The following is a 23508-nucleotide window of genomic DNA, read 5'->3' on the forward strand; positions in this document are numbered from 1 at the left end:
GCGGGGACGGCCGCCCGGAAGGCCGCCCGACGGGACGCCGGGCCACGTGGTCGCCGTACGGGGAACGGCGGCCGGGGCCGAGGAGGGCCCCGGCACGTGGCCCGGCGCGTTGCGGGCGTCCTGGCCCTGGGAGGGGCCGGAGGCGGCTCGGCGGGACATGCCGATTCTCCGACGTGATTCCTACCCCAGGGCGGACACGTCACCCGATCGGATGAATCCGGATCGGGTCAGCCCGCGGCGGGGACCTTGTGGAGGCCCAGCGCGCGGGTGATCAGGCGGTCGCGGGTGCCCAGGGGCAGGCGCGAGAGCACGCCGAGGGCGCGGACGTCGGCGCCGACGGTGTACCGCTCCTTCGGCCGCGTGGCGGTGACGGCCTTCGTGATGGCCTTGGCGACGAGCGCGGGCGGCGATCCCTTGGTCCTGGCCTGCACGGCGTCCATCAGGTCGAGCTGGGCGCGGTAGAGCGCGACGCGCTCCGGGGCGATCCCGGCCAGCGCCGCGTCGGCGGCGTCGGCGGCCTTGTCGAAGATGGCGGTCTCGGTGGCGCCCGGTTCGACCACGACGACGGGGATGCCCCAGGGGCGCAGTTCGACGCGCAGCGCGTCGGAGAACGACTGGAGCGCCGCCTTGCTGGCGGAGATGGCGCCGAGGAACGGCACGGTGAGCCGGGCGGTGCCCGCCGTCACGTTGACGAGGCGTCCCTTGCCTTGGCGCAGGAACGGCAGGAACTGCTGGGTGACGAGCGCCGGGCCGTAGACGTTGACCTCGAACTGGCGGTGCAGCTCGTGTTCCGGGACGAGTTCGAGGGGGCCCTGGACGATCGTCCCGGCGTTGTTGATCACGGCGTGCAGGCCGGTGTCGCCCTGGGCGCGGATCTTCTCGGCGGCGGCGGCGAGGCTCGCGGCGTCCGTCACGTCGAGCGCGACGGGGTGGACGCCGGGGAGGTCGGCGAGATCGGCGGCCGGGTTCCGGGCCGCGGCGTGGACGCGGTAGCCCCGGTCGAGCAGTTCACGCAGGAGCGCGCGGCCGATTCCACCGGTCGCTCCCGTCAGCAGGACCGCGGGGGAGGCCGCTGACGCGGCGGGGGTGTGAGGCATGGCGGGCCGTCCTTGTGCCGGGCATGGATATGGTGGTGAAGACATGTCCATCTGTACATGTCCAAGCGTAGCTGTGCGAGGGGACGTGTCAAGATGGGGCCGGGGGTTGATCGCGAAGGAGCGTTGTTGATGTCGCTGCGCCATGGTCTGCTCGGCCTGCTCGCGGAAGGACCGGCCAGCGGATACGACCTCGCGCGCCGCTTCCAGGAGGCCCTGGGCTCGGTGTGGCCCGCGCAGCATCCCCGCATCTACGCCGAACTGGCCCGGCTCGCGGACGGCGGCCTGATCGAGGTGGACAGCCACGGCCCGCGCGGCCGGAAGGCGTACCGCATCACCGACGACGGCCTCGCCGAGGTGAAGCGCTGGCTGGCCGCCGGCGAGGTGGACCACACCTTCCGCGTCGAGACGCTGCTGCGCGCGTACTTCTTCTGGCTCATGGAGCCGGAGACGCTGCGCGCGCACCTCCGCGCCGAGCGCGCGTTCTACGAGGAGACGGCGGGCACGCTGCGCGCCTACGCGGGCGCCAAGGACCGCGGCGAGTGGGGCACCGGGCCGCAGGCGCGCGCGATGCGCGTCGCCATCGAGGCGGGCATCAGGGTCAACGACGCGCTCGCCTCCTGGGCGCGGTGGGCCGAGGAGACGGACCCCATGTCCTCCGAGACGTTCGGTACCGCGCCACCGCCGGAACACGAGGCGTGACCTGCGGGAATGGGGCGAAGGTCACGTACGGGGGGAACTGTCGCCCGTACACCCGTCCGTACTACCGTCGGATCATGCAGACGACCGGGACGCCCACGCACAACTGGGCAGGAAACATCACCTTCGGCGCGGAAAGGGTGCACCGCCCCGCTTCGCTCGACGAGCTGCGGCAAACCGTCGCCGGGGCGCGGCGGGTCCGTGCCCTCGGGACCGGGCACTCGTTCAACCGCATCGCGGACACGGACGACGACCAGGTCCTCGTGGACGGGCTGCCGCGCCGCGTCGAGGTGGACCCGGCCGCCGGGACCGTGACCGTCGGCGCGGGCCTGCGGTACGCCGAGGTCGCCGCCGCCCTGCACGAGGCCGGGTTCGCGCTGGCCAACCTCGCCTCGCTCCCCCACATCTCCGTGGCGGGCTCCGTCGCCACCGGCACCCACGGCTCGGGCGACGGACAGCAGGGGCTCGCCTCCGCCGTCGCCGCGCTCGAACTCGTCGGCCCCGAGGGCGACCTGGTGCGCCTCGCGCGCGACACCGACCCCGACCGGTTCCCCGGCGCGGTCGTGAACCTGGGCGCGCTGGGCGTCGTCACCGCGCTCACCCTGGACGTCGAGCCCGCCTTCGACGTCGCGCAGTGGGTCTGGACCGGCGTGCCGCTGGACGCGGTCGCCGCCGACTTCGACGCGGTCACCGGCGCGGCGTACAGCGTCAGCACCTTCACCGACTGGGGCAGCGGTCTCGGCACGGTGGTGCTCAAGCGCCGCGTGGACCGCGACGGCGCCGGGCACCCGGGCGAGAACTGGCTCGGCGGGACGCTCGCGCGGGGGCAGTGGCACCCGATCGCGGGCATGCCCGCCGACTTCTGCACCCGGCAGGAGGGCGTACCGGGGCCGTCGCACGAGCGACTGCCGCACTTCCGGCCGGAGTTCACGCCCAGCAAGGGCGAGGAGTTGCAGTCCGAGCTGTTCCTGCCGCGCGCGCAGGCGCCCGCCGCGTTCGCCGCGCTGCGCGGCCTCGGCGACGCGCTGGGGCCCGTCCTCCAGGTGTCGGAGGTGCGCACGATCGCGGCCGACGAGCTGTGGCTCAGCCCCGCGCAGGGCCGTGACTCGATCGGCGTCCACTTCACCTGGATCAGGGACCCGGCGGCCGTCACGCCCGTCCTGGCCGCCGTCGAGGAGCGCCTGCTGCCGCTCGGCGCACGGCCGCACTGGGGCAAGCTCACGACGGCGGCGCCCGAGGAGATCGCCGCGCGCTTCCCGCGTCTGGACGACTTCAGGGCCCTGGCGCGCGACCTCGACCCGGTGGGCCGTTTCCGCAACGCGTACGTGGACGCGCTCCTCGGCTGAGCACCGCCCGACCGCCCGACCGCCCGACCGCCCGGCCGTCCCGCGCAGGCGCCTGCGCCGGATGGCCGGACCCCGGGGTCGGGGCTAGCCTGACGCCATGGACGACCAGGACATTCTTGCCCGAGTCGGCGAGCTGGTGGCCGAGGAGAAGGCCCTGCGCGAGCGGTCCGTCGGCCAGGGCCTGGCGGAGGACGAGCGGGCACGCCTCGCCGCCGTCGAGGTGGGGCTCGACCAGTGCTGGGACCTGCTGCGGCAGCGCAGGGCACGCGGCGAGTTCGGCGAGAACCCGGACCGCGCGGCCATGCGCTCCCCGCGCGAGGTCGAGGGCTACGAGAGCTGAGCCCGCCGGACGCGGCGCCGGTCAGCGCGCCGCCGCGTCACGCACCCGGCGGTAGTGACGGGCGGCCCGCGCGCGGTTGCCGCAGGACGGCTTGCACCACTCCTGCCGCCCGTGTTCCTTCACGAAGTAGCGCACGCAGCGCGGCGCCGTGCAGGCGCGCAGCTTCTCGCGCTCGGGCCCGGCGAGGAAGTCGATGGCCGCGCGGGCGAGCGCGGCGAGGAGACGTACGCCAGGGTCCTGCTCGTCCGAGCGGACGGCGGTCACCGGCGCGGCGGCCTCCGACCACTCCAGACGCGGGGCGACCGGCTCGCGGGCGGCTGCGGCGTTGAGCCGGGCGAGGGCCTGCTCGTCGGGCAGGAGGCGGTGCGCGTCGGCGGGGCTGGGCGGGCCGGGGCGTACGGCGCGGGCGAAGAGCGTGCGGACGGCCTGGCGGAGGGCGACGACCTCGGCGCGCAGCCGCTCGTCGGCGGTGATCCCGCCGGGGACGGCGGCGTCGAGGAGGGGGGACTGGCCGCGTATCCAGTGGGTCAGCCCGGCGGGGGTGATCAGGTCGTCGGTGACGCCGCCCTGCCCGTCGTGCCGCACGGTACCGGCGAGTTCGAGTGCCAGATGGCGTTCCACGGCGTCCTTCCCTCCCTGGCCCGCCCGCCGTCCGGGGGGCGGGCCCAGCCTACCGTGACTAACGGTTGACCGGCGATTCTCCGTTGGCCCGCCGCCGCCGGTGACGCGGGCGGTCCGGGCCCTGGCGCCGTCGGCGGCCGGTGTAGCCTGCTGGGCGTGGCGGCTCGGCGGATCACTACGCGTAACGCCCGTTTCCAGCAGTGGCAGGCGGAGCTGTCCAACCGCAGGACGCGGCAGCGGGAACGGGAATTCCTGATTCAGGGCGTGCGTCCCATCTCCCAGGCGGTGGCGCACGGCTGGCCGTTGCGCGCCCTGCTGTTCGACGAGAGCCGTCCGCCGACGGCCTGGGCGCGAGAGCTGCTGGACGGGACCGCCGCGGAGAAGATCGCCATGGCGCCCGAACTGCTCGCGGAACTGGGCGAGAAGGACGAGGGCGTGCCCGAGGTCGTCGCCGTCGCCGCGCTGCCCGAGGACGACCTGCGGCGTATCCCGGTCGGCCCCGGCTTCCTCGGCGTCGTCTTCGACCGGCCGACGAGCCCGGGGAACATCGGCACGATCGTCAGGTCCGCCGACTCGTTCGGGGCCCACGGGCTGATCGTCACGGGCCACGCGGCGGACGTCTACGACCCGAAGGCCGTCCGCGCGAGCACGGGCTCGCTGTTCGCGCTCCCGGTGGTGCGCAGCCCGGGGCAGCGTGAGGTCGAGGAGTGGCTCGCGGGCGCGCGGGGCGGGGGCCGGGACGTCACGGTGGTCGGCACCGACGAGCACGGCTCGGCGGACGCGGCGGACTTCGACCTGACCGGGCCCGTCCTGCTGGTGATCGGCAACGAGACGACCGGCCTGAGCGCGGCGTGGCGCGAACGGTGCGACGCGATGGTGCGCATCCCGATGACGGGGTCGGCCAGTTCGCTGAACGCGGCGAGCGCCGCCACCGTCATGCTCTACGAGGCGGCCCGCCAGCGTGCGCGCCGCCGCCAGGCTGCCGACGTCTGAACGGCGGCCTCTTGCACGGCGGTTCCGGCGCCCCGGCATACTGGCCCGGCATCCGGTCAGGAAGGGGAACCCCAGGTGAGCGATCTGCCGACGCTGTTCGCGCGCGTCCGTGCCCGTGCCGAGCGGGAGTCGGGGGACCTGCGCCCGTGCGTCGGTGAACAGGACGTGGCGCGGGCCGAGTCGCTGCTCGGCTTCCCGCTGCCGCCCGTGCTGGCCGGGCTGTACCGGCACGTCGCCGACGGCGGCTTCGGGCCCGAGTACTTCCTGCTGCCGCTCGTCGGCGAGGAGGGGACCGTGGTCTCCACGTACCGCGCGCTCCGCGCGGAGGCCGGGACCTGGCCGCACGGCATGGTGCCGGTGCTGGACTGGGGTTGCGGGATGTACGCCGCCGTGGACTGCCTGCGCGAGGGCGCTCCCGTGCTCCTCTTCGAGCCGAACGCGGTCGGGGACGACTGGGCCGACGCCTGGTTCGAGGACGCGCCCTCCCTGCGCGGCTGGTTGCTGTCCTGGCTGGACGGGACCGGTTGGTGGGAGGAGGAGGTCATGGCGGCCGGGGGCGTCGAACTCACGCGCTGGCCCGGCGCGGGTGCCCGGCTCGCGGCGCGCGCCTGAGACGACGGGCCGCCGGGGCGCGGCGGTTCAGCAGCATATGTGGAGGCCGCCCGACGTGTCGGTGGCCAGGGGCGACAGGTAGCCGTACGGGCAGCGTTCGCCGGTGTGCCGGTGCCAGAAGCGCCCCTGCGGGCGGGGGCATGCGGGGCAGACCCAGGCGGGCGGGCTGTTCTCGGCCGTGGTGTCGGGCCACAGCGGGCGGCGGCAGATGTCGCACCCGGGCCAGGGGCGGCGGGCCCAGGACGGGCGGTGGGCCGGGGCGTACACGGGGTCGTCTCGCACGCCCGCATCCTGCTCCGACAGCCGCCGGGAACAGGGCGGTTCACCGCACGAATTCCCCCGAACGGGTGACCTGAAAGAACCCCGGGGACGGTCACTCCGCGTCACTTCCGACAGCGGACTGTCAGTGGTGGCCTCTACGGTGTGCCCCATGATCGAGACCGACGACGCGACGACCGCCCGCCCCGTGGAGCGGCTGCCCCGCACCTATCTCCTGTGGCTGACCGGGCTCCTGGCCTCCGTGCTGGGCGACACGGTGCTCTACTTCGGCCTCGGCTGGGCGGCCTCGGCGCACGGCGGCGGGGCGGCCGGGCTGCTGCTCACCGCGATCAGCCTGCCGCGAACGGCGCTGCTCCTGGTGGGCGGTGCGGTGGCGGACCGCTGGGGTGCGCGCCGCGTGCTGATAGCCGGGGACGCGACGATGCTGGTGGTCGCCGTGGCGGCGTGCGTGGCCGTCTGGTGGAGGGGGAGCCCGCTGTGGCTGCTGATCACCATCGGCCTGGCCGTCGGCACGGTGGACGCCTTCTACCTCCCGGCGTCGGGCTCGATGCCACGGCGTCTCGTCCCGCCCGCCGTGCTGGGCAGGGCGCTCGCGCTGCGGCAGACGGGCGCGCAACTGATCGCGCTGGCCGGGGGTTCGCTCGGCGGCTTCCTGGTGGGCGCGGCGGGCCTCGGCGGCGTGGCCCTGTTCGACGCGCTGACGTTCGCGCTGATGCTCGCCGTACTGCTCACGATCAGGCCACCCGCCACCACGCGGGAGAGCGCCCCGGCGAGCACGGGGGTGCGGCGCGACCTGACCGAGGGCCTGCGGCTCGTGCGGCGCGACCGGACGCTGCGGACCGCGCTCCTCATGACGTCCTGCGCCGCCGGATGCCTGATACCCGTGCCGTCCCTGCTGCTGCCGCTGTTGGGCCGGCAGCAGGGCTGGTCGGCGGGCACGACGGGGCTGCTGGTGGCCGCACAGACGCTGGGTGTCGTGGCGGTGGCGGGGTGGGTCACCTGGCGGGGCGGGCTGCCGCGGCCGATGGCGGCGTCCGCCGGGGGGCTGCTCGTGGCGGGAGCCGGGGCGGCGCTCCTGGCCGGTGCCTCCTCGCCGGTGGCGGCAGGTGCGGCAGCGGCGCTGTCCGGCCTGGGGACGGGCCTGTTCGCCACCCATGTCGCCCCCTTGCTCCTCGGCGGCACGCCGGAATCCCATCTCGCCCGCGTACAGGCGGTGGTGGGGCTGGCGCAGAGCTGTCCGCTGCTGGTGATGAACGTCGTGCTGGGCAATCTCGCGGCGGGAGCGGGCGTCACGGCCGCCTTCCTCTGCTGCGCGACCATGGCCACCGTGACGGGCCTGACCGTCCTGCGGCTCCACCGTCCCGACGGCCGGTGAAGGGCGGTGGGCACGGAGGATCAACAATTCGAGGACCGGAGGTCAAGGACAGGAGGCGTGGCAGCGATCAGGCTGGAGGGGTCCCTTGCCGATCAGGGCTCTGAACACCCGGCCAGGCCCCGGCAGGCACGCCAAGGAGAGGACGACACGACATGGGTGACATACCATCCGCCCCGCACGACGCCGCGCCTCGTCGCGGACGCGCGCGAAGGCACCACGTGGGACGCACGTCCCGCCCGGTGAGGCATCACGGTTCCTCGGCGGAACGCTCTCCGCCGCGAACGCCGCCCGGAACGGCGCCGCACTCCGCGTCCAGCCCATGGACGGGAGTTGATCGGCCACGCCAGTGAGCCGCGGCGGTGTCCGCCACCGGCGCCGGAGGTCCCTCCGGGGAACACCCCACCTCTCCCCCAGGCCTCCCCAGGGCCGCGTGACCTCCTCCCGGCGCCAGGTCTCCGGTGCGGCCGACGGCCGTACCCGGACGGTCGGACTCCGTGGCAGCCGCTGCCTCGAATCGTCCCGGCCGCCCCGTCGAACCGGCGCCGCGGGACGTCGTCCCATGCCCTCGGCCTGACGGCGCGCTCGCGCCTGCGTGCGGGGTGACGTGGCACACCCAGGTGGCGGGCTCGTCCCGCTCCGGGCCACGCCCCGGCCGCCTGCCCCACGCGGCCAGTCCCCGCATCCTCATTCCGAGGCCGGGCAGGCGCTGTTGACGGTTCGTTTACCCTCATCATCTATAAATCGACCCAGTACACCGATCGACCCAGTACACCGGCGGCCCCTCCTCCGCTCCGCGTTCCCTTGAGCTTCCTTCTTCCGCGCGCAGCTCCAGGAGGTCACGTTGACGACGACCCGAGCCCGGACCCAGCACACACACCGGCACGACGCGCCCGTCGCCGCACCCGACAGCACAGCCGCCGACACCACCCCGCGCAAGCCCAGGACACTGCGTCTCGGCAGCGTCCACGTCTGGCCCGTGACCTGCCCGGCGGCGCCCTTCGAGCGGCGGCCCAGGACGGCGAGGCGGGCAGAACCCGAGGTCTACCACCTGCGGTTCCCCTCGGAGCAGCCGTCCGGCGGGACACGGCTCGCCTTACGCGACGCCGCCCCGGCCCCCGTGGCGATCCATCTCGAAATGCCCCGCCGCCTGGTGTCCCTGCCGGAGGACCACGTGTCCCGGCTGGTCGCCGACGGATTCCCCGCGCGCGAGGGCAGCGGCGCCCTCCTGACGGGCCTCCTCACCCGGCTGACCCGCGACACGGCCGAGTACAGCGCGACCGCCCTGGACCGGCTGGAACGCGTGATCGTGGACCTCTTCACGGCCGCCCTGGCCCAGCGCCTGGAGGCCGAGGAGCACGGCACCCCGCAGGTCCGCGCGCACATGCTGGCCCCGGCCATCGAGGCGTACATCCTGCGCAGCCTGCCCGACCCCGAGCTGACCCCGCGCAGCATCGCCGCCGCCCACCACATCTCCCCCGGGCACCTGCACCGCGTCTTCCGCACCCTGGGCCACCACGCGACGCCGTCCTCCTGGATACGCGCCCAGCGCCTGGAGCGCATCCGCGCCGACCTCACCGACCCGGTGTTCGGCACGGCGCCGATCCACGAGGTCGCCGCCCGCTGGGGCATGACCGACCCCGCCACCTTCTCCCGCGTCTTCCGCGCGGCCTTCGGCCTGTCACCACGGGAGTACCGCCACCGGGCACTCGGGAAGCCCGCCGTGGTGTGACGTCCGCCCACCAGGGGCGACCCACCCGGCGGTTGCTAGGATCGCCCGCCCATGAGCACCCGCGCGGCACCCACGATGGTCCCCGTCCCCGGCGGACACGTCACGCTGTCGGACCGGCGGACGGAGCGCGCGTGGACGCTGGAGGTGGCGCCGTTCCTCCTCGGCGCCACGCCGGTCACCGAGGAGCAGTACCGGGCGGCGACCGGCCGGGCCCCGGCCGACGCGCACGACGCGCCGCTGCCCGCGCGCGACGTCTCCTGGCCCGACGCCGTCAGGTTCTGCAACGCGCTGTCGGCCCGGGAGGGGCTGACGCCCGCCTACGGCACGGCGGTCGGGCCCGAGGGCGTCGTCCGGTACCCGTCGGCGGACGGGTACCGGCTGCCGACCGAGGCCGAGTGGGAGCACGCCTGCCGGGCCGGTACGGACGGCCCCCGCTACGGCGAGCTGGACGAGATCGCCTGGCACCGCGGCAACTCGGCAGAACGCGCCCACCCCGTGGGCGGCAGGCGGCCCAACGCCTGGGGCCTGTACGACATGCTGGGCAACGTCTGGGAGTGGTGCTGGGACGTCTACGACCCCGAGGTCTACGGCACCTACCGCGTGCTGCGCGGCGGCGGCTGGTTCGACGAGCACTGGAGCTGCCGGGCCTCCGTACGCCGCCGCAGCCATCCGACGCTGACCCTGGACGACGTCGGCTTCCGCGTGGCGCGGTCCGCGATCCCCGCGCCGACCGGCGGACTTACCGCGGAGTAGGGTGCGCGCGGCGGTGGGTAGGCTGGCGCGGGTGACCGACAAGCCAAGACGCCGCCTGCCCAGGAGCGTACGCGAGCAGGAGATCATCGACGCGGCGCTGCGGGTCTTCTCCCGGCGCGGCTACCGTGCCGCCGTCGTGGACGAGATCGCCGAGCTGGCCGGGATCTCCAAGCCGATGGTGTACCTCTACCTCGGCTCCAAGGAGGGCCTGTTCATCGCCTGCGTCCGCCGGGAGGCGGGCCGCCTGGTGGCCGCGTTCCGCGAGGCGGCCTCCGCCGTGGACGAGCCGGAGGAACGGCTGTGGGCGGGCCTGTCGGCGTTCTTCGCGTTCGTCGCGGAACGGCGCGCCAGCTGGCTGGTGCTGCACCGTCAGGTGCCGGAGCAGAGCGAGGCGGTGGCGGCCGAGCTGGCGGCGGCGCGCCGCTCGGTGATGGCGGAGGTCGCGGGCCTGGTCGGCGAGGGGATCACGCGGGGACGGGCGCCCGCCGTGCGCCTGACGGAGCTGGACGCCGACTTCGTGGCCCACGCGCTGGTCGGCGCGGCCGACTCGCTGACGGACTGGATGGAGCGACACCCGGGCGAGTCGCCCGAGCGCGTCACCCTCCGTCTGATGAACATGACCTGGGTCGGCATGCGGAACGTCCTCGCGGGCCAGGTGTGGGCCCCGGAGGGCCAGGGCGCCTGACGGCGCGGCCGTCGCCCCGCGCCGTCCGCCGGGTAGGTGCCCGGGAGACGTCAGGGCGGAGCCGCCGGGCGGAGGCGCGGAGCGGGAAGGAGACCGGCCATGGGCCTGGGACGTGATCTGACGAGGGCACGCCGCCGCGCCGCCCGCGCGCCGTTCGCCGAGGTGGAGACCGTACGGGAGGACGGCGTGGTGCGCGAGGTGCGCAGCGCGCCGCTGGTGCCGGTCCCCACGTCGGGCAGCGCGGCCGACATCCCGTACCGGAACGCCGCAGAGGCCCCCGAGGCCGTGGTCGTGCGCCGCAAGGGGCCCGACGGGCGCTGGGAGCCGGTCACGGCCGCCGCTTTCGCCCGCGAGGTGACGGGGGTGGCCAGGGGCCTGGTCGCGGCGGGCCTGGAACCGGGCGGGCGGGTCGCCCTGATGTCGGCGACGCGCTACGAGTGGGCCGTGCTCGACCTCGCGATCTGGGCGGCGGGCGGGCAGGGCGTGCCGGTGTACCCGACGTCGTCCGCCGATCAACTCGACTGGATTCTGCGGGACTCGGGGGCCGCGTTCCTCGTCGCCGAGACGGCGGGGCACGCGCGGACCGCCCGGCAGGTGCTCGGGGGCCGACGGCTGTGGGTGATCGAGGACGGCGCGCTCGCCGAGCTGACCGCCCTGGGACGCGCGACCCCCGAGGCGGACGTCACCGCGCGCCGGGCCGCGCTCACCCCTGACACCCCCGCGACCGTCGTCTACACCTCAGGCACCACCGGGCGGCCCAAGGGCTGCGTGCTCACGCACGCCAACCTCCACGCCGAGACGGAGAATCTGGTCGCGCTGCTCACGCCGGTGTTCGGCGAGGTCACCGGGCAGACGCCGAGGACGCTCCTCTTCCTGCCCCTGGCGCACGTCCTCGGGCGCACGATCCACCTCGCCTGCCTGTCGGCGCGCATCGAGACGGCGCACTGGCCCAGCCTCCGCCCGGAGGAGCTGCGCGCCGAACTCGCCTCCTTCCGGCCGACGTTCGTCGTCGGCGTCCCCTACCTGTTCGAGAAGATCCACGCCATGGCGCGCGCGCAGGCCGAACGGATGGGCCGCGCCGCCTCGTTCGACCGCGCCGAACGGGTCGCGACGGCGTACGCGGCGGCACGGCTGCGCGCGCACGCCGGTACGGGCCGGGGTCCAGGACCCGGGCTGCGGCTGGCGAGGGGCCTGTACGACCTGCTCGTCTACCGGCGCGTACGCGCGGCGCTGGGCGGGCGCCTGCGGTACGCGATCAGCGGCGGCTCGCCGCTTGAGGAGCGGCTGAACCTCTTCTTCCTCGGCTGCGGCGTCGCCGTCCACGAGGGCTACGGCCTCACGGAGACGACGGCGGCGGCCACGGTGGTCCCGCCGCCGGTCCCGCGCCCCGGCACGGTCGGCCGCCCGGTGCCCGGCACGTCGGTGCGTATCGCCGACGACGGCGAGGTCCTGCTGAAGGGGGCTCTGGTCTTCGGCGGCTACCGGGGCGACGACGCGGCCACGGCTGCGGCGTTCACGCCCGGCGGGTGGCTGGCGACCGGCGATCTCGGCACGCTGGACGACGAGGGCTACCTGCGGATCACCGGCCGTAAGAAGGACCTTCTCGTCACCAGCGGCGGCAAGAACGTCTCCCCCACCGTGCTGGAGGACCGGCTGCGCGGCCGTGGACCCGTCGGGCAGTGCATGGTGGTCGGCGACCGGCGGCCGTACGTCGCCGCGCTGGTGACGCTGGACGCGGGGGCGCTGCGGCACTGGCTCACCGCGCGCGGGCGTCCGGGGGACACGCCGGTGGAGGCGCTGTGCGACGACGCGGACCTGCGGGCGGCCGTGCAGGAGGCGGTCGATCACGCGAACGCGGCGGTGTCCCGCGCCGAGTCGATCCGCCGCTTCACGCTGGTGCCCGGTGAGTTCACCGAGGAGAACGGGCTGCTGACCCCCTCGATGAAGATCAGGCGCGGCGCGGTGGCCGAGGCGTACGCGGCGGACATCGAAGGGCTCTACCCGGCCCCGGCGCGGTGAATGCGCAGGCCGGGCGAGGAGGCGTCCCGGTGCGTCTGACGGCCATTCACGGCATTTCGGACGCCAGGGACCAGGCCGCCGTGGTCGCGGACACCCGGGACTTTTTCCGGAAAGCGCGCCCCTTCGCACGCCCTTTCACACCCAGGAAATCCCGCTAATCGCACCATCGCACAATTCTCTATCCAGTGAATTCCCGGGGTGATTCACCCGATCACCTGGCGTGTCCCGCTTGTGGCTGGTTAGGCTTCCGTGCAGGCACAACAGGAGGATCGGGGAATCCGGGAGGGGTGCGGGGGGATGAAGAACGCAGCGGAAATCCCGCCGGACGGCGACCACGACAGCCCGGACACCGAAATCGCCCCCGGCGAGAACACCAGGGACGGCGGGAAAAACAGCGCCTCGAATTCCCGCCCCGACGCCGCCCTCCTCTCCCTTTTCACGCCGGAAGGCAGGGAGAATCCCTACCCCGCCTACGCGGAACTCAGGCGGCACACGCCCGTCCACCACCACGCCGGGCTCGCCACCTACGTCCTCACCCGCTTCGCCGACTGCCACGCCGTCCTCACCGACCCCGCCTTCCACACGCCAGGACGCGCCTGGTGCGACCGCGAGATACCGGACTGGCGCGAACACCCGGGCGCGCGGTTCTTCTACTCCTCCCTGCTGCGCACCGAAGGCCCCGACCACAGCCGCGTACGGCGCCTGGTCGGCGGCGCCCTCGGCACCCGCGCGACACGGACGCTGCTCCCGGCCGTACGCGCGCTCACCCGGGGCCTGCTCGACCGGTTCGCGGACGCCACGGCGGACGGCGGCACCGCCGACTTCCAGGAACTGGTGGGCTACCCGCTGCCCGTCGCCGTCGTCGGCCACCTGATCGGCGCGCCGCCGGAGGACCAAGGGGCGTTCCACCGGCTCGGCCAGGACGCGGGGCGGCTGCTGGAGCCCGTGCGCTCGGCCGAGGACTGGCGCCGCGCCGACGCCGCCGTGGTCGCGCTGCGCGGCTACTTCACCGACCTCGTCCGCAGGCGGCGCGCCCGGCCCGCCGACGACCTGACCTCCGCGCTCCTCGCCGTCAGGGACGCGGACGACGGGCGGCTCTCCGGCCGCGAACTCGTGGACACCCTGCTGCTGATCCTGGTCGCCGGGTTCGAGACCACGGCCAACCTCCTCGGGCTCGCCGTCCACGCCCTGCTGACCCACCCCGACCAGTGGCGCGTCCTGCGGGAGCGGCCGGAGGCGGCGCCGGGCGCCGTCGAGGAGACCCTGCGCTGGGACACGCCCGTCCAGATGACGGAGCGCATCGCCGCGCGGCCCGCCGAGATCGGCGGCGTCACCGTCCCGGCGGGCGCCAACGTCACCACCGTCCTCGCCGCCGGCAACCGCGACCCGGCCCGGCATCCCGACCCCGACGCGTTCACCGTGCTGCGCGCCGACAGCAAGGTCCTCAGCTTCAGCGCGGGGCCGCACCACTGCCTCGGCGCCGCGCTGGCCCGCGCCGAGGGCGCGGAGCTGCTGAGCCAGCTGGTGACACGCTTCCCCCGGCTCGCCCCCGCGGGCGAACCGGTGCGGCGCGCGTCCGTCAGCCTGCGCGCCTTCGCGCGGCTGCCGCTCGCCGCCACCGGCTGACGCGAGGCCCACGCAGCCGTTCCCCGAAGGGAGTTGCCCGTGAGATTCCAGCAGTGCGAGCGCGCCACCCTGCACCGGCACCTGCCCGGGCTCGACGCGGCCCTCGCCCCCTTCCCGCTCGCCGCGCTGGAGAGCGCCCCGAGCCCGGCGATCGCCGCCTTCCGCGAGGCGGGCGGCCCCGGCCTCCTCGTCCCTGAGGCCAGCGGCGGTCTCGGCGCCTCGCCGCTCGACGCCGTGCGGGTGCAGCGCGCCGTGGGCGCCCGCTGCCCCTCGCTCGCGGTGGCCACCACGATGCACCACTTCTCCGTCGCGGGCCTGGTACTCGCGGCGCGCGAGGGCACCGGCGCCGAAGGGCCGCTGCTGGAGGCGATCGCCGGGCAACGCCTGCTGCTCGCCTCCGGCTTCGCCGAGGGCCGCACCGGACAGAACATCCTGCGCCCGCACATCACGGCACGGCGGCGGGCGGACGGCCGTGTCGTCCTCAACGGCAGCAAGAAGCCGTGCAGCCTGTCCCGCTCCATGGACCTGCTGACCGCGTCCGTCGTCATGGCGGACGGCGACGGCGTGGAGCACCTGGCCGTCGCCGTGGTCCCCGCCGACACCCCCGGCGTGGAGGTGCGGCCGTTCTGGCGCACGCACATCCTGGCCGGGGCGGAGAGCGACGAGGTGGTGCTCACCGACGTCGCGCTCGACCCCGCCATGGTGGTCCCCACCGGCGTCGCCGCCGACGGCGTGCCCGACGCGCTGAACCTCGCGGGCTTCCTGTGGTTCGAACTCCTCATGACCGCCTCCTACCTGGGCGTGGCCGGGGCACTGGCCGAACGCGCCCTGCGGGCCGGAGCCGGACCCGGGGCAGGAGCCGGGCCGGGCGAAGGCGACGGCGACCCGGCGGCCCTCACCCTCGGCCTCGACGCGGCGATGCTCGCCGTGGAGGCCGTCGCCCGCGCCATGGCCACCGAGGAGTGGACGGAGACCCTGCTGGCCGCCGCCCTGGCCGCCCGGTACGCCGCGCAGGACGCCATCGCCCGCGCCACACGGGACTGCCTCGCCGCCCTGGGCGGCATGGCGTTCATCGGCTCGGGGGACGGCGCCTACCTCGCCTCGGCGGCGGCGGGGCTGACGTTCCACCCCCCGTCCCGCGCCCGGATGGCCGCCCCCCTGCGGGACTTCCTGCACGGCTCCCCCCTGCGCATCGGGTGACGGCGCCGTGCGGACAGGACCGGGAGCAGGAGAAGAGGGCGCGTACCGGGCCGAGGTGCTGCCCGGCATCGACGCCCTGCCGGACGCCCTGTGGCGCGCGCTCGCCCCGCCGGACGACCCGATGTGGTCACGGGCGGTGTTCGCCGCCATGGAGAGCGCGGCGATCGGCCCCGACGGCTACGCGTACCTCCTCGTACACCGGGCGGGACGGCCGGTCGCCGTCCTGCCGCTGACCGTCTTCCGGGGCCTGCGTCTCGACCGGATCGCGGGCCCGCGCGAGCGCCGCCTGCTCGCCCCGGTGGCGCGCGTCGCCCCCCGGCTGCTGCGCGTCCCGACGCTCTTCTGCGGCCATCTCCTCGGCCAGGGCCACGTCCTCGGCGGCCGGGACGGCGGCGACGGCGCGGACGACGACGCGCTGGCCCGCGTGCTGGTGGCGTCCGTCCTGCGGTACGCCCGGGCGCGGCGGCTGGGCACCGTCGTGTTCAAGGACTTCGCGCCGCGCGACCTGGCGCCGCTGGCCGACGCGCTGCGCGACGCCGGGTTCTTCCCCGTCCCAGGCCTGCCCGACACCGAACTGCCGCTCGACCACGCCTCGTTGGACGAGCACGTCGCCGCGCTCCCCGCCAAGCCCCGCCGCAACGCCCGCAGCAACCAGCGCAAGTACGCCGCCCACCGCCCCGCGCTGCGCATGGAGGTGCTGGACGACTTCACCCGCCTCGTGCCGTCCATGCTGGCGCTCTACCGGCAGGTGATGGACCGCGCGGACCAGACGCTGGACGAGCTGGACGCCGCGTTCCTCACCGCGCTGCGCCCCGCGCCCGGGGTGCGGGTCCGGCTCGTCGCCTGCTTCGAGGGCGAACGCCTCGTCGCCTTCCTCCTGTGCCTGTTCAGCGGCACGGGCGCGACGGGCGCCCGGATCGGGCTGGACTACGCGCTGGCCCACGACGCGCGGCTGTGGCACAACGTGCACTACGCCGCGATCCGGCTGGCGCTCGCCGAGGGCTGCCGCCACATCAGGTTCGCGCAGACCGCGTACGTCCCGAAGGTCGAGCTGGGCTGCGGCCTGGTCGCGCAGCGGCACGCCGTCACGCACGTCCGCCCGCTGCCGCGCGCCGTGCTCAGGCGCCTGCTGCCGCCCGCGTTCGCGCGCTCCGTCGCCGCGGCGCTCGGCCCGCACGCCGGGCGGCCCCAGGACGCGCCCCGGCCGGGCGTGACCCCTCCCCCACCGCATCCGGAAGGCAGGCGAGCCCCGTGCCCCGAGTAGAGGTCGAGCTGTCCGTCGCGGCGCCGCCAGGGGCCGCGTGGGAGGCCGTCGTGGACGTCGAGTCGTATCCGGAGTGCATGGACAGCGTGGAGGCCGTCTCGGTCGTCGCGCGACGGGGCGCCGGGCACCGCACCACGGCCTGGTCGGTGCGCCTCCAAGGGTCGGTGCTGCGCTGGACGGAGGACGAGGTGATCGACGCGTCCGCCCGCCGCTTCGACTTCCGGCAGGTCAGCGGCGACCTCGGCGCGTTCGCCGGGCACTGGGGCGTGCGGCCGGGGCCGGGCGGCGGGAGCACCGTCTCGCTGCACGTGGACTTCGACATCGGCATCCCGCTCCTGGCCGACATGCTGAACCCCGTGGCGGCGGACGCCCTGCGCGAGAACGCCGCGCAGATGCTCGCCGCCCTCCAGGCCAGGCTCGCCGCACCCGGTGAGGACGGCGCCCGGTGACCGGGCCCGCGGGCGACACGACGGCCCCGGCCGTCTTCGACCTGATCCGCCGCCACCTGTCGCCAGGGCTCGCGCTCACCGGCTCCTTCGCCGGGCGCGGCGCCGTCGAGGCGTCGGCGGACGGCTGCCGCGTGACGCTGTCGGACGGGCGCACGGCGCTCGACTTCGGCTCGTACGCCGTCACCCTGCTCGGCCACCGGCACCCGGCCGTCGTCGCGGCGGTCGGCGACCAGCTCGGCCGCATGCCGGTCTCGACCCGCAGCCTGGCCAGCCCGGTGACGGCCCACGCCGCCGCCGCGCTCGCCGGGTACCTCGGCGGGCGGCTGCCCAAGGTGTGCTTCGGGCTGAACGGCTCCGACGCCGTGGAGATCGCCGTGAAGCTGGCGCGCGTCGCGACCGGGCGGGGCCGCGTCGTGGCGGTGCGGGGCGGGTTCCACGGGAAGTCGCTCGGCGCGCTGGCCCTGACGCACAGCCCGCTGTACCGGGCGGGGCTGCGCGGCGCGGTGGTGGACGTGGTGCACGTCAGGCCGGACGACGCGGGCGCCGTCGCGCGCGAGGCGGCGCGCGGCGAGGTCGCCGCCGTCGTCTTCGAGCCGGTGCAGGGCGAGAGCGGCGCGCGGGAACTGCCCGTCGAGGTGCTGCGCCGGTGGTGCGCCGACGCGGCGCGGGCCGGGGCCTTCGCGATCGCCGACGAGATCCAGTGCGGGCTGCGGCGCTGCGGCGAGCGGTCGGTGGCGCTGGCCGAGGGGCTGCCGGTGGACGCGGTGCTGTTCGGCAAGCCGCTGGGCGGCGGGGTCATGCCGCTGTCGGCGGTGGTGTGCTCCGAGGAGTTGTACGCGCCGCTGGCGGCCGACCCGTTCCTGCACTCGGCGACGTTCGCCGGGCATCCGCTGTCCTGCGCGGCGCTGCCCGCCGCGCTCGGGGCGATCGAGGAACTGGCCGGGCACGGGCGGGTGCTGGCCGCCGCGCTGGACGCGGAGCTGGAGGGGCTGCGGCGGCGTCATCCCGGGCTGGTCACGGCCGTGCGCGGCCGGGGGCTGCTGCGCGGCCTCGACTTCGCGGAGGCGCGGGCGGCGGGCGGCGTCGTCATGGAGCTGGCGGGGAGCGGGCTGCTCGTGTCGCCGTGCCTGGGGCGGCCCACGACGGTGCGGCTGCTGCCGCCGCTGGTCGCGTCCGAGGCGGACGTCGCGGAGGCCGCCGCCCTCCTCGACGCGGCGCTGACGGCGGTCGGGCGCCGCCGCACGGCCGGGGAGGCGACGGCATGACGGACGGTCGGCCGCCGGGCCGCGAGGAGCTGGTGCGCGTCGTCCGTGAGGCGGTCGCCGACGTGCTGGGCATCGAGCCGGAGGACATCACGGAGACGACGGACCTGGCGGGCGACTTCGGCATCGACAGCCTCGAACTGATGGACGTCGGCGCGCGGTTGGAGACGGCGCTGCGCGTGCGCATCCCGGTGGACGCGCTGACGGAGGCCACGACGGTGGGCCGGGCCGTGGACCTGCTGCGCGCGTGGCTGGGGCGGCAGGAATGAGCGGCGGGCGCGTCCGGGTGGCGGTGACGGGCATGGGCGTCAAGTGCCCGGCGGGGACGTCCGTGGAGGAGACGTGGGCCACCGTGCTGGCGGCGCGGCCCACGGCGGCGGTCGTGCCTGAACTGGCCGAGGCGGAGCTGCCGGTGCGGATCGCGTGCCTGGTGCCGCCGTTCGACTGGGAGCCGTACATCGGCCGCCGCGAGCTGCGGCAGATCGACAGGACCACGGCGCTGCTGCTGTGCGCCGCGGCCGACGCGCTGGCCGACGCGGGGACGGCGGACGGGGTGCCCGCGCACCGGATCGGCGTCCACGTCGGCACGGGTGTCGGCGGGCTGCCCAGCATGGAGGACGTGGCGATACGGCACGGCGCGCGGCCCGCGCAGATGCCGGTGCACACGGTGCCGAAGACGATGGCGAACTCGCCCGCGTGCCGCCTCGCCATGCGGTACGGCTTCCGCGGCTCGTGCCTGACGTACACGACGGCCTGCGCCAGCGGGACCGACGCGATCGGCGAGGCGGCGCGGCGCATCAGGTACGGCGAGCTGGACGTGGCCGTGACCGGCGGCGTGGACGCGCCGGTGACGCGCGTCGTCATGGCCGGGTTCGCCCGGATGCGGGCCCTGTCGGCGCGGGGCTCGGGGCCGGGCGGCGACCCGGCCCTGGCCAGCCGCCCGTTCGACGCCGACCGGGACGGCTTCGTGCTGGGCGAGGGCGCCGCCGTGCTGGTCCTGGAGCGCTGGGACCTGGCGGTGGCGCGCGGCGCGCGCATCCACGGCGAGGTCACGGGCTACGCGGCGACGTGCGACGGCTTCCACATCGTCGCGCCACGGCCCGACGGGGCGACGGCCGCCGCGTGCATGCGGCTGGCGCTGGCCGACGCGGGGCTGCCGCCCTCCGCCGTCGGGCACGTCAACGCGCACGGCACGTCCACCGTCCTCAACGACCGGGCGGAGGCTGCCGCGTTGGCGCGCTGCTTCGGCGCGGCTGCGCCGCCGGTGACCGCGGTGAAGGGCGTGACGGGGCATCTGGTCGGCGGCTCGGGCGCGGTCGAGGCGGTCGTGGCGCTGCTGAGCGCGGGGCGCGGCCTGGTGCCGCCCGTGGCGACGACGACGGCGCCTGAACCGCCCGGGCTCGACCTGGTGCTCCGGGCGCCACGGGACGTCGGACGGCGTCCGGTGCTGTCCACCTCCTTCGGCTTCGGCGGGCAGAACGCCTGCCTCGTCCTGTCCCCCACCTGACGCCAGTCGGAACGGAACGGCGGCCATGCGCATCCTCGTCACCGGCGCCACCGGAGTGGTGGGCAGCGAAGTCAGCGACCGGCTCGCGGCCGTCCGGCACACGAGGGTGGCGCGGCGCGCGCCCGACGCGTCGGTCGTCCGCTGGGAGCTGGGCGCCGAGCCGCCGCCCGACGTGCTGGCGGGCCACTGGGACGTGATCGTCCACACGGCGGCGGCGACCCGCTGGACGCTCAGCCGCGACGAGGCGCTCGCGGCGAACGTCGGCCCGCTGCGCGCCGTCCTCGCCCTCGCCGACGCGGAGACGCACCTCGTGCACCTGTCCACGGCGTACGTCGGGGGCGTGCGCGCGCCCGAGGACCTGCGGGGTGCGGAGTTCGAGGGCTACCGGAACGGCTACGAGTGGTCGAAGGCCGTCTGCGAGGAGATCGCCCGCGAGGAGCACAGGGGGCCGCTGACGGTCGTCCGTCCCGCGCTGGTGGTCGGCCGCCGCGACACCGGGGCGATCGCCCGGTTCTCCGGCCCCTACACGCTGCTCCAGGCGCTCGTGTCGGGGCTGGCGGCGGTCGTGGTGGGCGACCCGGCGGGCTGGGCGGAGATCACGCCGGTGGACGAGGTCGCCGCCGCCGTGGCGGACGCGGCGCTGTCGGCGCCGCCGCCGTCGCCGCGCACGGAGGTGATCGCGGGCGGGGCGGGCAGCATGCGGCTGGGCGGGCTGCTCGACGTGGTCTGCGGGACGCTCGACGAGTGCCGCGCCGCGCGGGGCGCCGGGCCCGTCGTGAGGCCGCCGGTCGTCGCGACCGAGACGTGGAACCGTTTCTTCCTGCCGATGGCGGAGCGGTACCTGTCGCCGTTCCAGCACCAGGCGGTGCGGCTGCTCGCCATGTTCCAGAGCTACACGAGCATGGCGGCGCCGTTCGAGCCGACCAGGACGGTGGCCGACCCGGCGGCCGTCATGGCGACCGCCGTACGGCACTGGGCGGCGCGCAAGCCCCGGCTGGCGCTGGCGCGGCCGACGCCCTGGACGCTGCTGGCGGGCTGAGCGGCGGGAGAGCGGCAGGAGAGCGGCGTGGTGACGATCCGGGACAGGACTGTCACAGCGCTGCCGCATGGCGTTCCTTGCGGCTCCGGCGCGTCAACTGCCATGGTGGTGGGGGTCCTTGGCGACGGTGGGCGGGCGCCGGGGAGGGGGGAGGGGCGGGCGTGGAACGGGTCGCGAAGGTGGGGGCGTGGGTCGGCGTGGCGGCGTCGGCCATCACCGTGCTGGCATTCCTCGGCATCGGGAACTACGACGAGTTGCGGCGGGCGCTCGACGGGGATTCCGCGGGTGGTTCTCCCCCGACCGGCCTGGAGGTCTCGGACCCCGGCGCGAGCGGCGGCGGCCTGGACGACGACGCGACGGGCGGCTCGTGGACGGGCGGCGACAGCGGCGACGACTGGACCCCGGAGCCGGAGCCGGAGCCGGAGCCGGCACCCGACCCGACGCTCGACGCGTACCGGGCGGTCAACGCGGGCGACTGCCTCCACAACTGGATGACCGGCGAGAGCACCTGGTCGGCCGAGGTGCCCGAGGTCATCTCCTGCGACGCCGAGGGCGCCGCCCTATGGGTGTCACGGATCTCGGACGCGCCGGGCGACTGCCCCGCGGACGCGGGCAGGCGGAGCCTCGTGTACACCGGGGGCGACGACGAGACGGTTGCGCTGTGCGTCACGCGCGTGTTCGACGTCGGGCAGTGCATCCTCGGCATGGCGGACAGCAGCGCCAATCTCATGAGCTGGGTGGACTGCCAGAGCAGCGAAGTGCCGGTGCCGTACAGCCGGATATACAACGTCACGGGCGTCTACACCGCCCCGGCGCAGCACACGGGGGCCGAGTGCGCCCGCACGCCGGGCGATCCGACCGCGTACACCTCGTGGTTCGCCGACGACAACAGCGTGCTGGTCTGCGCCGTGCTGCACGCGGGCTGAGCCGCGGACGCGCCGCTCGTCCACGCGGGCGGGCGCCCAGGGTTGAGGCGGGCACGGGGGTGGCAGGTCTGAGGGGTGGCGGATCTCCCTGGCGCCCGAGGGGGTGTTGATGAAAACGCTTTTCATGTCCATTAGAGTGAGGGGCATGTCGAGAGTACGCATACGAAGCCTCGTCGCCGGCGCGCTCGCGCTGCTGGGGGCCGCCGCCTGCGGGGGCGGCGGCACGCAGGCCGGTGACGAGGACGGCGCGCGCCCGCTGCGCGTCGTCACCTCCTACGCCGTCGAGAGCCTGTCGCCCGTCGAACAGGGCCTGTGGGCCCCCGAGTGGGGCTACGGCGAACTCCTCATGCGCGCCACGGAGGAGGGCACCGTCGAGCCGTGGGTGCTCGCCGGGCTCGACCGCGCGGGCGACACCGCCTGGGACCTGCGGCTGCGCGACGGCGTGACGTTCCAGAACGGGCGCGCGCTCGACGCGGACGGCCTCGTCGCCCTGCTGACCGCGCACCTCGACCACAACAGCCGCGCCGCCTCCGCGCTGCCGGGCGCGACCGCGCGGGCCGTGGACGCCGCGACGGTCCGCCTCACCACCGCCCGGCCCCTGCCCAACGTCCCCAACCTCCTCGCGGACGAGACGGTCTTCCCCGTCTTCGACGCGCGGGCCGCCGCCGAGGCGGGCGAGGGGAACGCCGCGCTGGCCGATGCCGGGATCTGGACCGGCCCGTTCACCGTCACCTCGCTGACGGCCGACGCCCTCACCCTCGCCCGCGACCCGGACTACTGGGGCGGCGACGTGCGGCTGCCCGGCGTCGAGGTGCGGTTCGTGCCCGACGGCCAGGCGCGCGTCCTCGCGGTGCGCGGCGGCGAGGCCGACCTCGCGTTCTACCCGCCGACCGAGGCGCTGCGCGGGCTGAGCGGCGCCGAGGTGGTCGAGGCGACCGGCGGCGCCACCCCGCTGCGCGGCTTCCTCAACACCCGCGCGGCGCCGCTCGACGACCCGGCCGTGCGGCGCGCGCTGGCCCTCGCCGTGGACCACGAGGCACTGGCCACGGACGTGCTCGACGGCTTCTACCGCACGCCGCTCGGCATGTACCCGGAGACCGTGCCGTACGCGGAGGCGACGGTCCGCACGGACCGCGACGAGGCGGCGGCGCTGCTCGACGCGGCCGGGTGGACCCGCGACGGTGACGGCGACGGCCCGCGGACCCGTGACGGCGAGACGCTGGCGCTCACCGTCGTCTCGTACAGCACGCAGCCCGACACCCGCGTCGTCGCGACCGCCCTCCAGGCGCAGCTGCGCGAGAGCGGCTTCGCCGTCGAGGTGCGCGACGTGCCGGCCAACTACGAGGCGATGGCCGAGACGTCGGACTGGCACGTCGGCCTCAGCTTCGACAGCTCGCTCGGCACGACGTTCGATCCCCGCGCGAAACTGCGCGACTTCCTGCACAGCGCGGGCCAGTACAACTTCGGCGGCGTCGCCGACGCGCGGCTCGACGCGCTGATCGAGGAGTTGGACACCGTCTTCGACACGGCGCGGCAGGACGAACTCCTTCGGCGGGCGCAGGAGATCACGGACGAGGAGGCGTACGCGCTGTTCCTGACGGAGCGGCCCGCCCGCGTCGTCGCGGGGCCCGGCTGGGAGGACTACCGCGCGTCGTCCGTCCTCCAGCACGTCGGCCCCCGGACGTGACGC

The 23508-nt window shown here is 75.5% G+C and carries 23 protein-coding genes; 20 read left to right on the top strand and 3 right to left on the bottom strand.

Going from position 1 to position 23508, the window contains the following annotated elements; all coding sequences use genetic code 11:
• Positions 1 to 227: 227 nt before the first annotated feature.
• On the bottom strand, positions 228 to 1097 hold the full coding sequence (locus IF27_RS17675) for an SDR family NAD(P)-dependent oxidoreductase (protein WP_052850551.1): 870 nt from the start codon (positions 1095 to 1097) through the stop codon (positions 228 to 230).
• 129 nt (positions 1098 to 1226) lie between these two features.
• On the opposite strand from IF27_RS17675, the gene IF27_RS17680 reads away from it, so the two are divergent.
• The 3 genes from IF27_RS17680 (at position 1227) to IF27_RS17690 (ending at position 3479) form a co-directional block, all read left to right on the top strand.
• Positions 1227 to 1796 carry a PadR family transcriptional regulator gene (locus IF27_RS17680; protein ID WP_052850552.1) on the top strand — a complete coding sequence of 190 codons (570 nt, stop codon included), beginning with the start codon at positions 1227 to 1229 and terminating at the stop codon, positions 1794 to 1796.
• Positions 1797 to 1870: 74 nt separating this feature from the next.
• On the top strand, positions 1871 to 3139 hold the full coding sequence (locus IF27_RS17685; protein ID WP_052850553.1) for an FAD-binding protein: 1269 nt from the start codon (positions 1871 to 1873) through the stop codon (positions 3137 to 3139).
• Between the two features lie 97 nt (positions 3140 to 3236).
• Entirely contained in the window at positions 3237 to 3479 is a 243-nt protein-coding gene (locus tag IF27_RS17690; protein WP_052850554.1) for a DUF2630 family protein, read from the top strand.
• A 21-nt stretch (positions 3480 to 3500) separates the two neighbouring features.
• On the opposite strand, the gene IF27_RS17695 is transcribed toward IF27_RS17690, so the two are convergent.
• Positions 3501 to 4100 carry a CGNR zinc finger domain-containing protein gene (locus IF27_RS17695; RefSeq protein ID WP_052850555.1) on the bottom strand — a complete coding sequence of 200 codons (600 nt, stop codon included), beginning with the start codon at positions 4098 to 4100 and terminating at the stop codon, positions 3501 to 3503.
• A gap of 156 nt (positions 4101 to 4256) precedes the next feature.
• Between IF27_RS17695 and IF27_RS17700 the strand changes: the two genes are divergently transcribed.
• Together IF27_RS17700 and IF27_RS17705 are read left to right on the top strand one after the other, a co-directional pair.
• A complete protein-coding gene (locus IF27_RS17700) occupies positions 4257 to 5093 on the top strand; it encodes a TrmH family RNA methyltransferase (RefSeq protein WP_052850556.1) in 837 nt (278 codons plus the stop codon).
• Between the two features lie 75 nt (positions 5094 to 5168).
• Positions 5169 to 5705, top strand: coding sequence for an SMI1/KNR4 family protein (locus IF27_RS17705; protein WP_052850557.1), 537 nt, complete (start codon positions 5169 to 5171; stop codon positions 5703 to 5705).
• Between the two features lie 27 nt (positions 5706 to 5732).
• On the opposite strand, the gene IF27_RS30385 is transcribed toward IF27_RS17705, so the two are convergent.
• Positions 5733 to 5987, bottom strand: a complete 255-nt coding sequence (locus IF27_RS30385; RefSeq protein WP_110945993.1) for a hypothetical protein — start codon at positions 5985 to 5987, stop codon at positions 5733 to 5735.
• Positions 5988 to 6135: 148 nt separating this feature from the next.
• On the opposite strand from IF27_RS30385, the gene IF27_RS17710 reads away from it, so the two are divergent.
• The 15 genes from IF27_RS17710 (at position 6136) to IF27_RS17780 (ending at position 23505) form a co-directional block, all read left to right on the top strand.
• Positions 6136 to 7359: an MFS transporter gene (locus tag IF27_RS17710; RefSeq protein WP_110945994.1), complete on the top strand. Its 1224-nt coding sequence runs from the start codon at positions 6136 to 6138 to the stop codon at positions 7357 to 7359.
• A gap of 841 nt (positions 7360 to 8200) precedes the next feature.
• A complete protein-coding gene (locus tag IF27_RS17715; protein WP_052850558.1) occupies positions 8201 to 9088 on the top strand; it encodes a helix-turn-helix transcriptional regulator in 888 nt (295 codons plus the stop codon).
• 51 nt (positions 9089 to 9139) lie between these two features.
• Positions 9140 to 9841, top strand: a complete 702-nt coding sequence (locus IF27_RS17720) for a formylglycine-generating enzyme family protein (RefSeq protein ID WP_052850559.1) — start codon at positions 9140 to 9142, stop codon at positions 9839 to 9841.
• Positions 9842 to 9872: 31 nt separating this feature from the next.
• On the top strand, positions 9873 to 10526 hold the full coding sequence (locus IF27_RS17725; RefSeq protein WP_052850687.1) for a TetR/AcrR family transcriptional regulator: 654 nt from the start codon (positions 9873 to 9875) through the stop codon (positions 10524 to 10526).
• A 99-nt stretch (positions 10527 to 10625) separates the two neighbouring features.
• On the top strand, positions 10626 to 12545 hold the full coding sequence (locus tag IF27_RS17730; protein WP_052850560.1) for an AMP-dependent synthetase/ligase: 1920 nt from the start codon (positions 10626 to 10628) through the stop codon (positions 12543 to 12545).
• Positions 12546 to 12842: 297 nt separating this feature from the next.
• The gene (locus tag IF27_RS17735) at positions 12843 to 14171 is read left to right on the top strand and encodes a cytochrome P450 (RefSeq protein ID WP_052850561.1); all 1329 of its coding nucleotides are present in this window, start codon (positions 12843 to 12845) and stop codon (positions 14169 to 14171) included.
• A 39-nt stretch (positions 14172 to 14210) separates the two neighbouring features.
• A complete protein-coding gene (locus tag IF27_RS17740; protein WP_052850562.1) occupies positions 14211 to 15371 on the top strand; it encodes an acyl-CoA dehydrogenase family protein in 1161 nt (386 codons plus the stop codon).
• A 7-nt stretch (positions 15372 to 15378) separates the two neighbouring features.
• Complete coding sequence (locus IF27_RS17745) at positions 15379 to 16635, top strand: GNAT family N-acetyltransferase (protein WP_052850563.1); 1257 nt, start codon at positions 15379 to 15381, stop codon at positions 16633 to 16635.
• A complete protein-coding gene (locus tag IF27_RS17750) occupies positions 16623 to 17084 on the top strand; it encodes a type II toxin-antitoxin system RatA family toxin (protein WP_052850564.1) in 462 nt (153 codons plus the stop codon). Before IF27_RS17745 ends, IF27_RS17750 begins: the two co-directional genes overlap by 13 nt.
• The gene (locus tag IF27_RS17755; RefSeq protein WP_052850565.1) at positions 17081 to 18349 is read left to right on the top strand and encodes an aspartate aminotransferase family protein; all 1269 of its coding nucleotides are present in this window, start codon (positions 17081 to 17083) and stop codon (positions 18347 to 18349) included. The genes IF27_RS17750 and IF27_RS17755 overlap by 4 nt, the downstream gene beginning before the upstream one ends.
• On the top strand, positions 18346 to 18615 hold the full coding sequence (locus IF27_RS17760; RefSeq protein WP_052850566.1) for an acyl carrier protein: 270 nt from the start codon (positions 18346 to 18348) through the stop codon (positions 18613 to 18615). The genes IF27_RS17755 and IF27_RS17760 overlap by 4 nt, the downstream gene beginning before the upstream one ends.
• Entirely contained in the window at positions 18612 to 19853 is a 1242-nt protein-coding gene (locus tag IF27_RS17765; RefSeq protein ID WP_052850567.1) for a beta-ketoacyl-[acyl-carrier-protein] synthase family protein, read from the top strand. Before IF27_RS17760 ends, IF27_RS17765 begins: the two co-directional genes overlap by 4 nt.
• Positions 19854 to 19878: 25 nt before the next feature.
• Positions 19879 to 20892: an SDR family oxidoreductase gene (locus tag IF27_RS17770; RefSeq protein WP_052850568.1), complete on the top strand. Its 1014-nt coding sequence runs from the start codon at positions 19879 to 19881 to the stop codon at positions 20890 to 20892.
• 161 nt (positions 20893 to 21053) lie between these two features.
• A complete protein-coding gene (locus IF27_RS17775; protein ID WP_052850569.1) occupies positions 21054 to 21818 on the top strand; it encodes an LppU/SCO3897 family protein in 765 nt (254 codons plus the stop codon).
• Between the two features lie 145 nt (positions 21819 to 21963).
• Positions 21964 to 23505 (top strand): ABC transporter substrate-binding protein, encoded by a 1542-nt coding sequence (locus tag IF27_RS17780; RefSeq protein ID WP_052850570.1) that lies wholly within the window; start codon positions 21964 to 21966, stop codon positions 23503 to 23505.
• Positions 23506 to 23508: the final 3 nt, after the last annotated feature.

Source organism: Streptomyces avicenniae, assembly GCF_000719135.1.
Taxonomy (GTDB): domain Bacteria; phylum Actinomycetota; class Actinomycetes; order Streptomycetales; family Streptomycetaceae; genus Streptomyces; species Streptomyces avicenniae.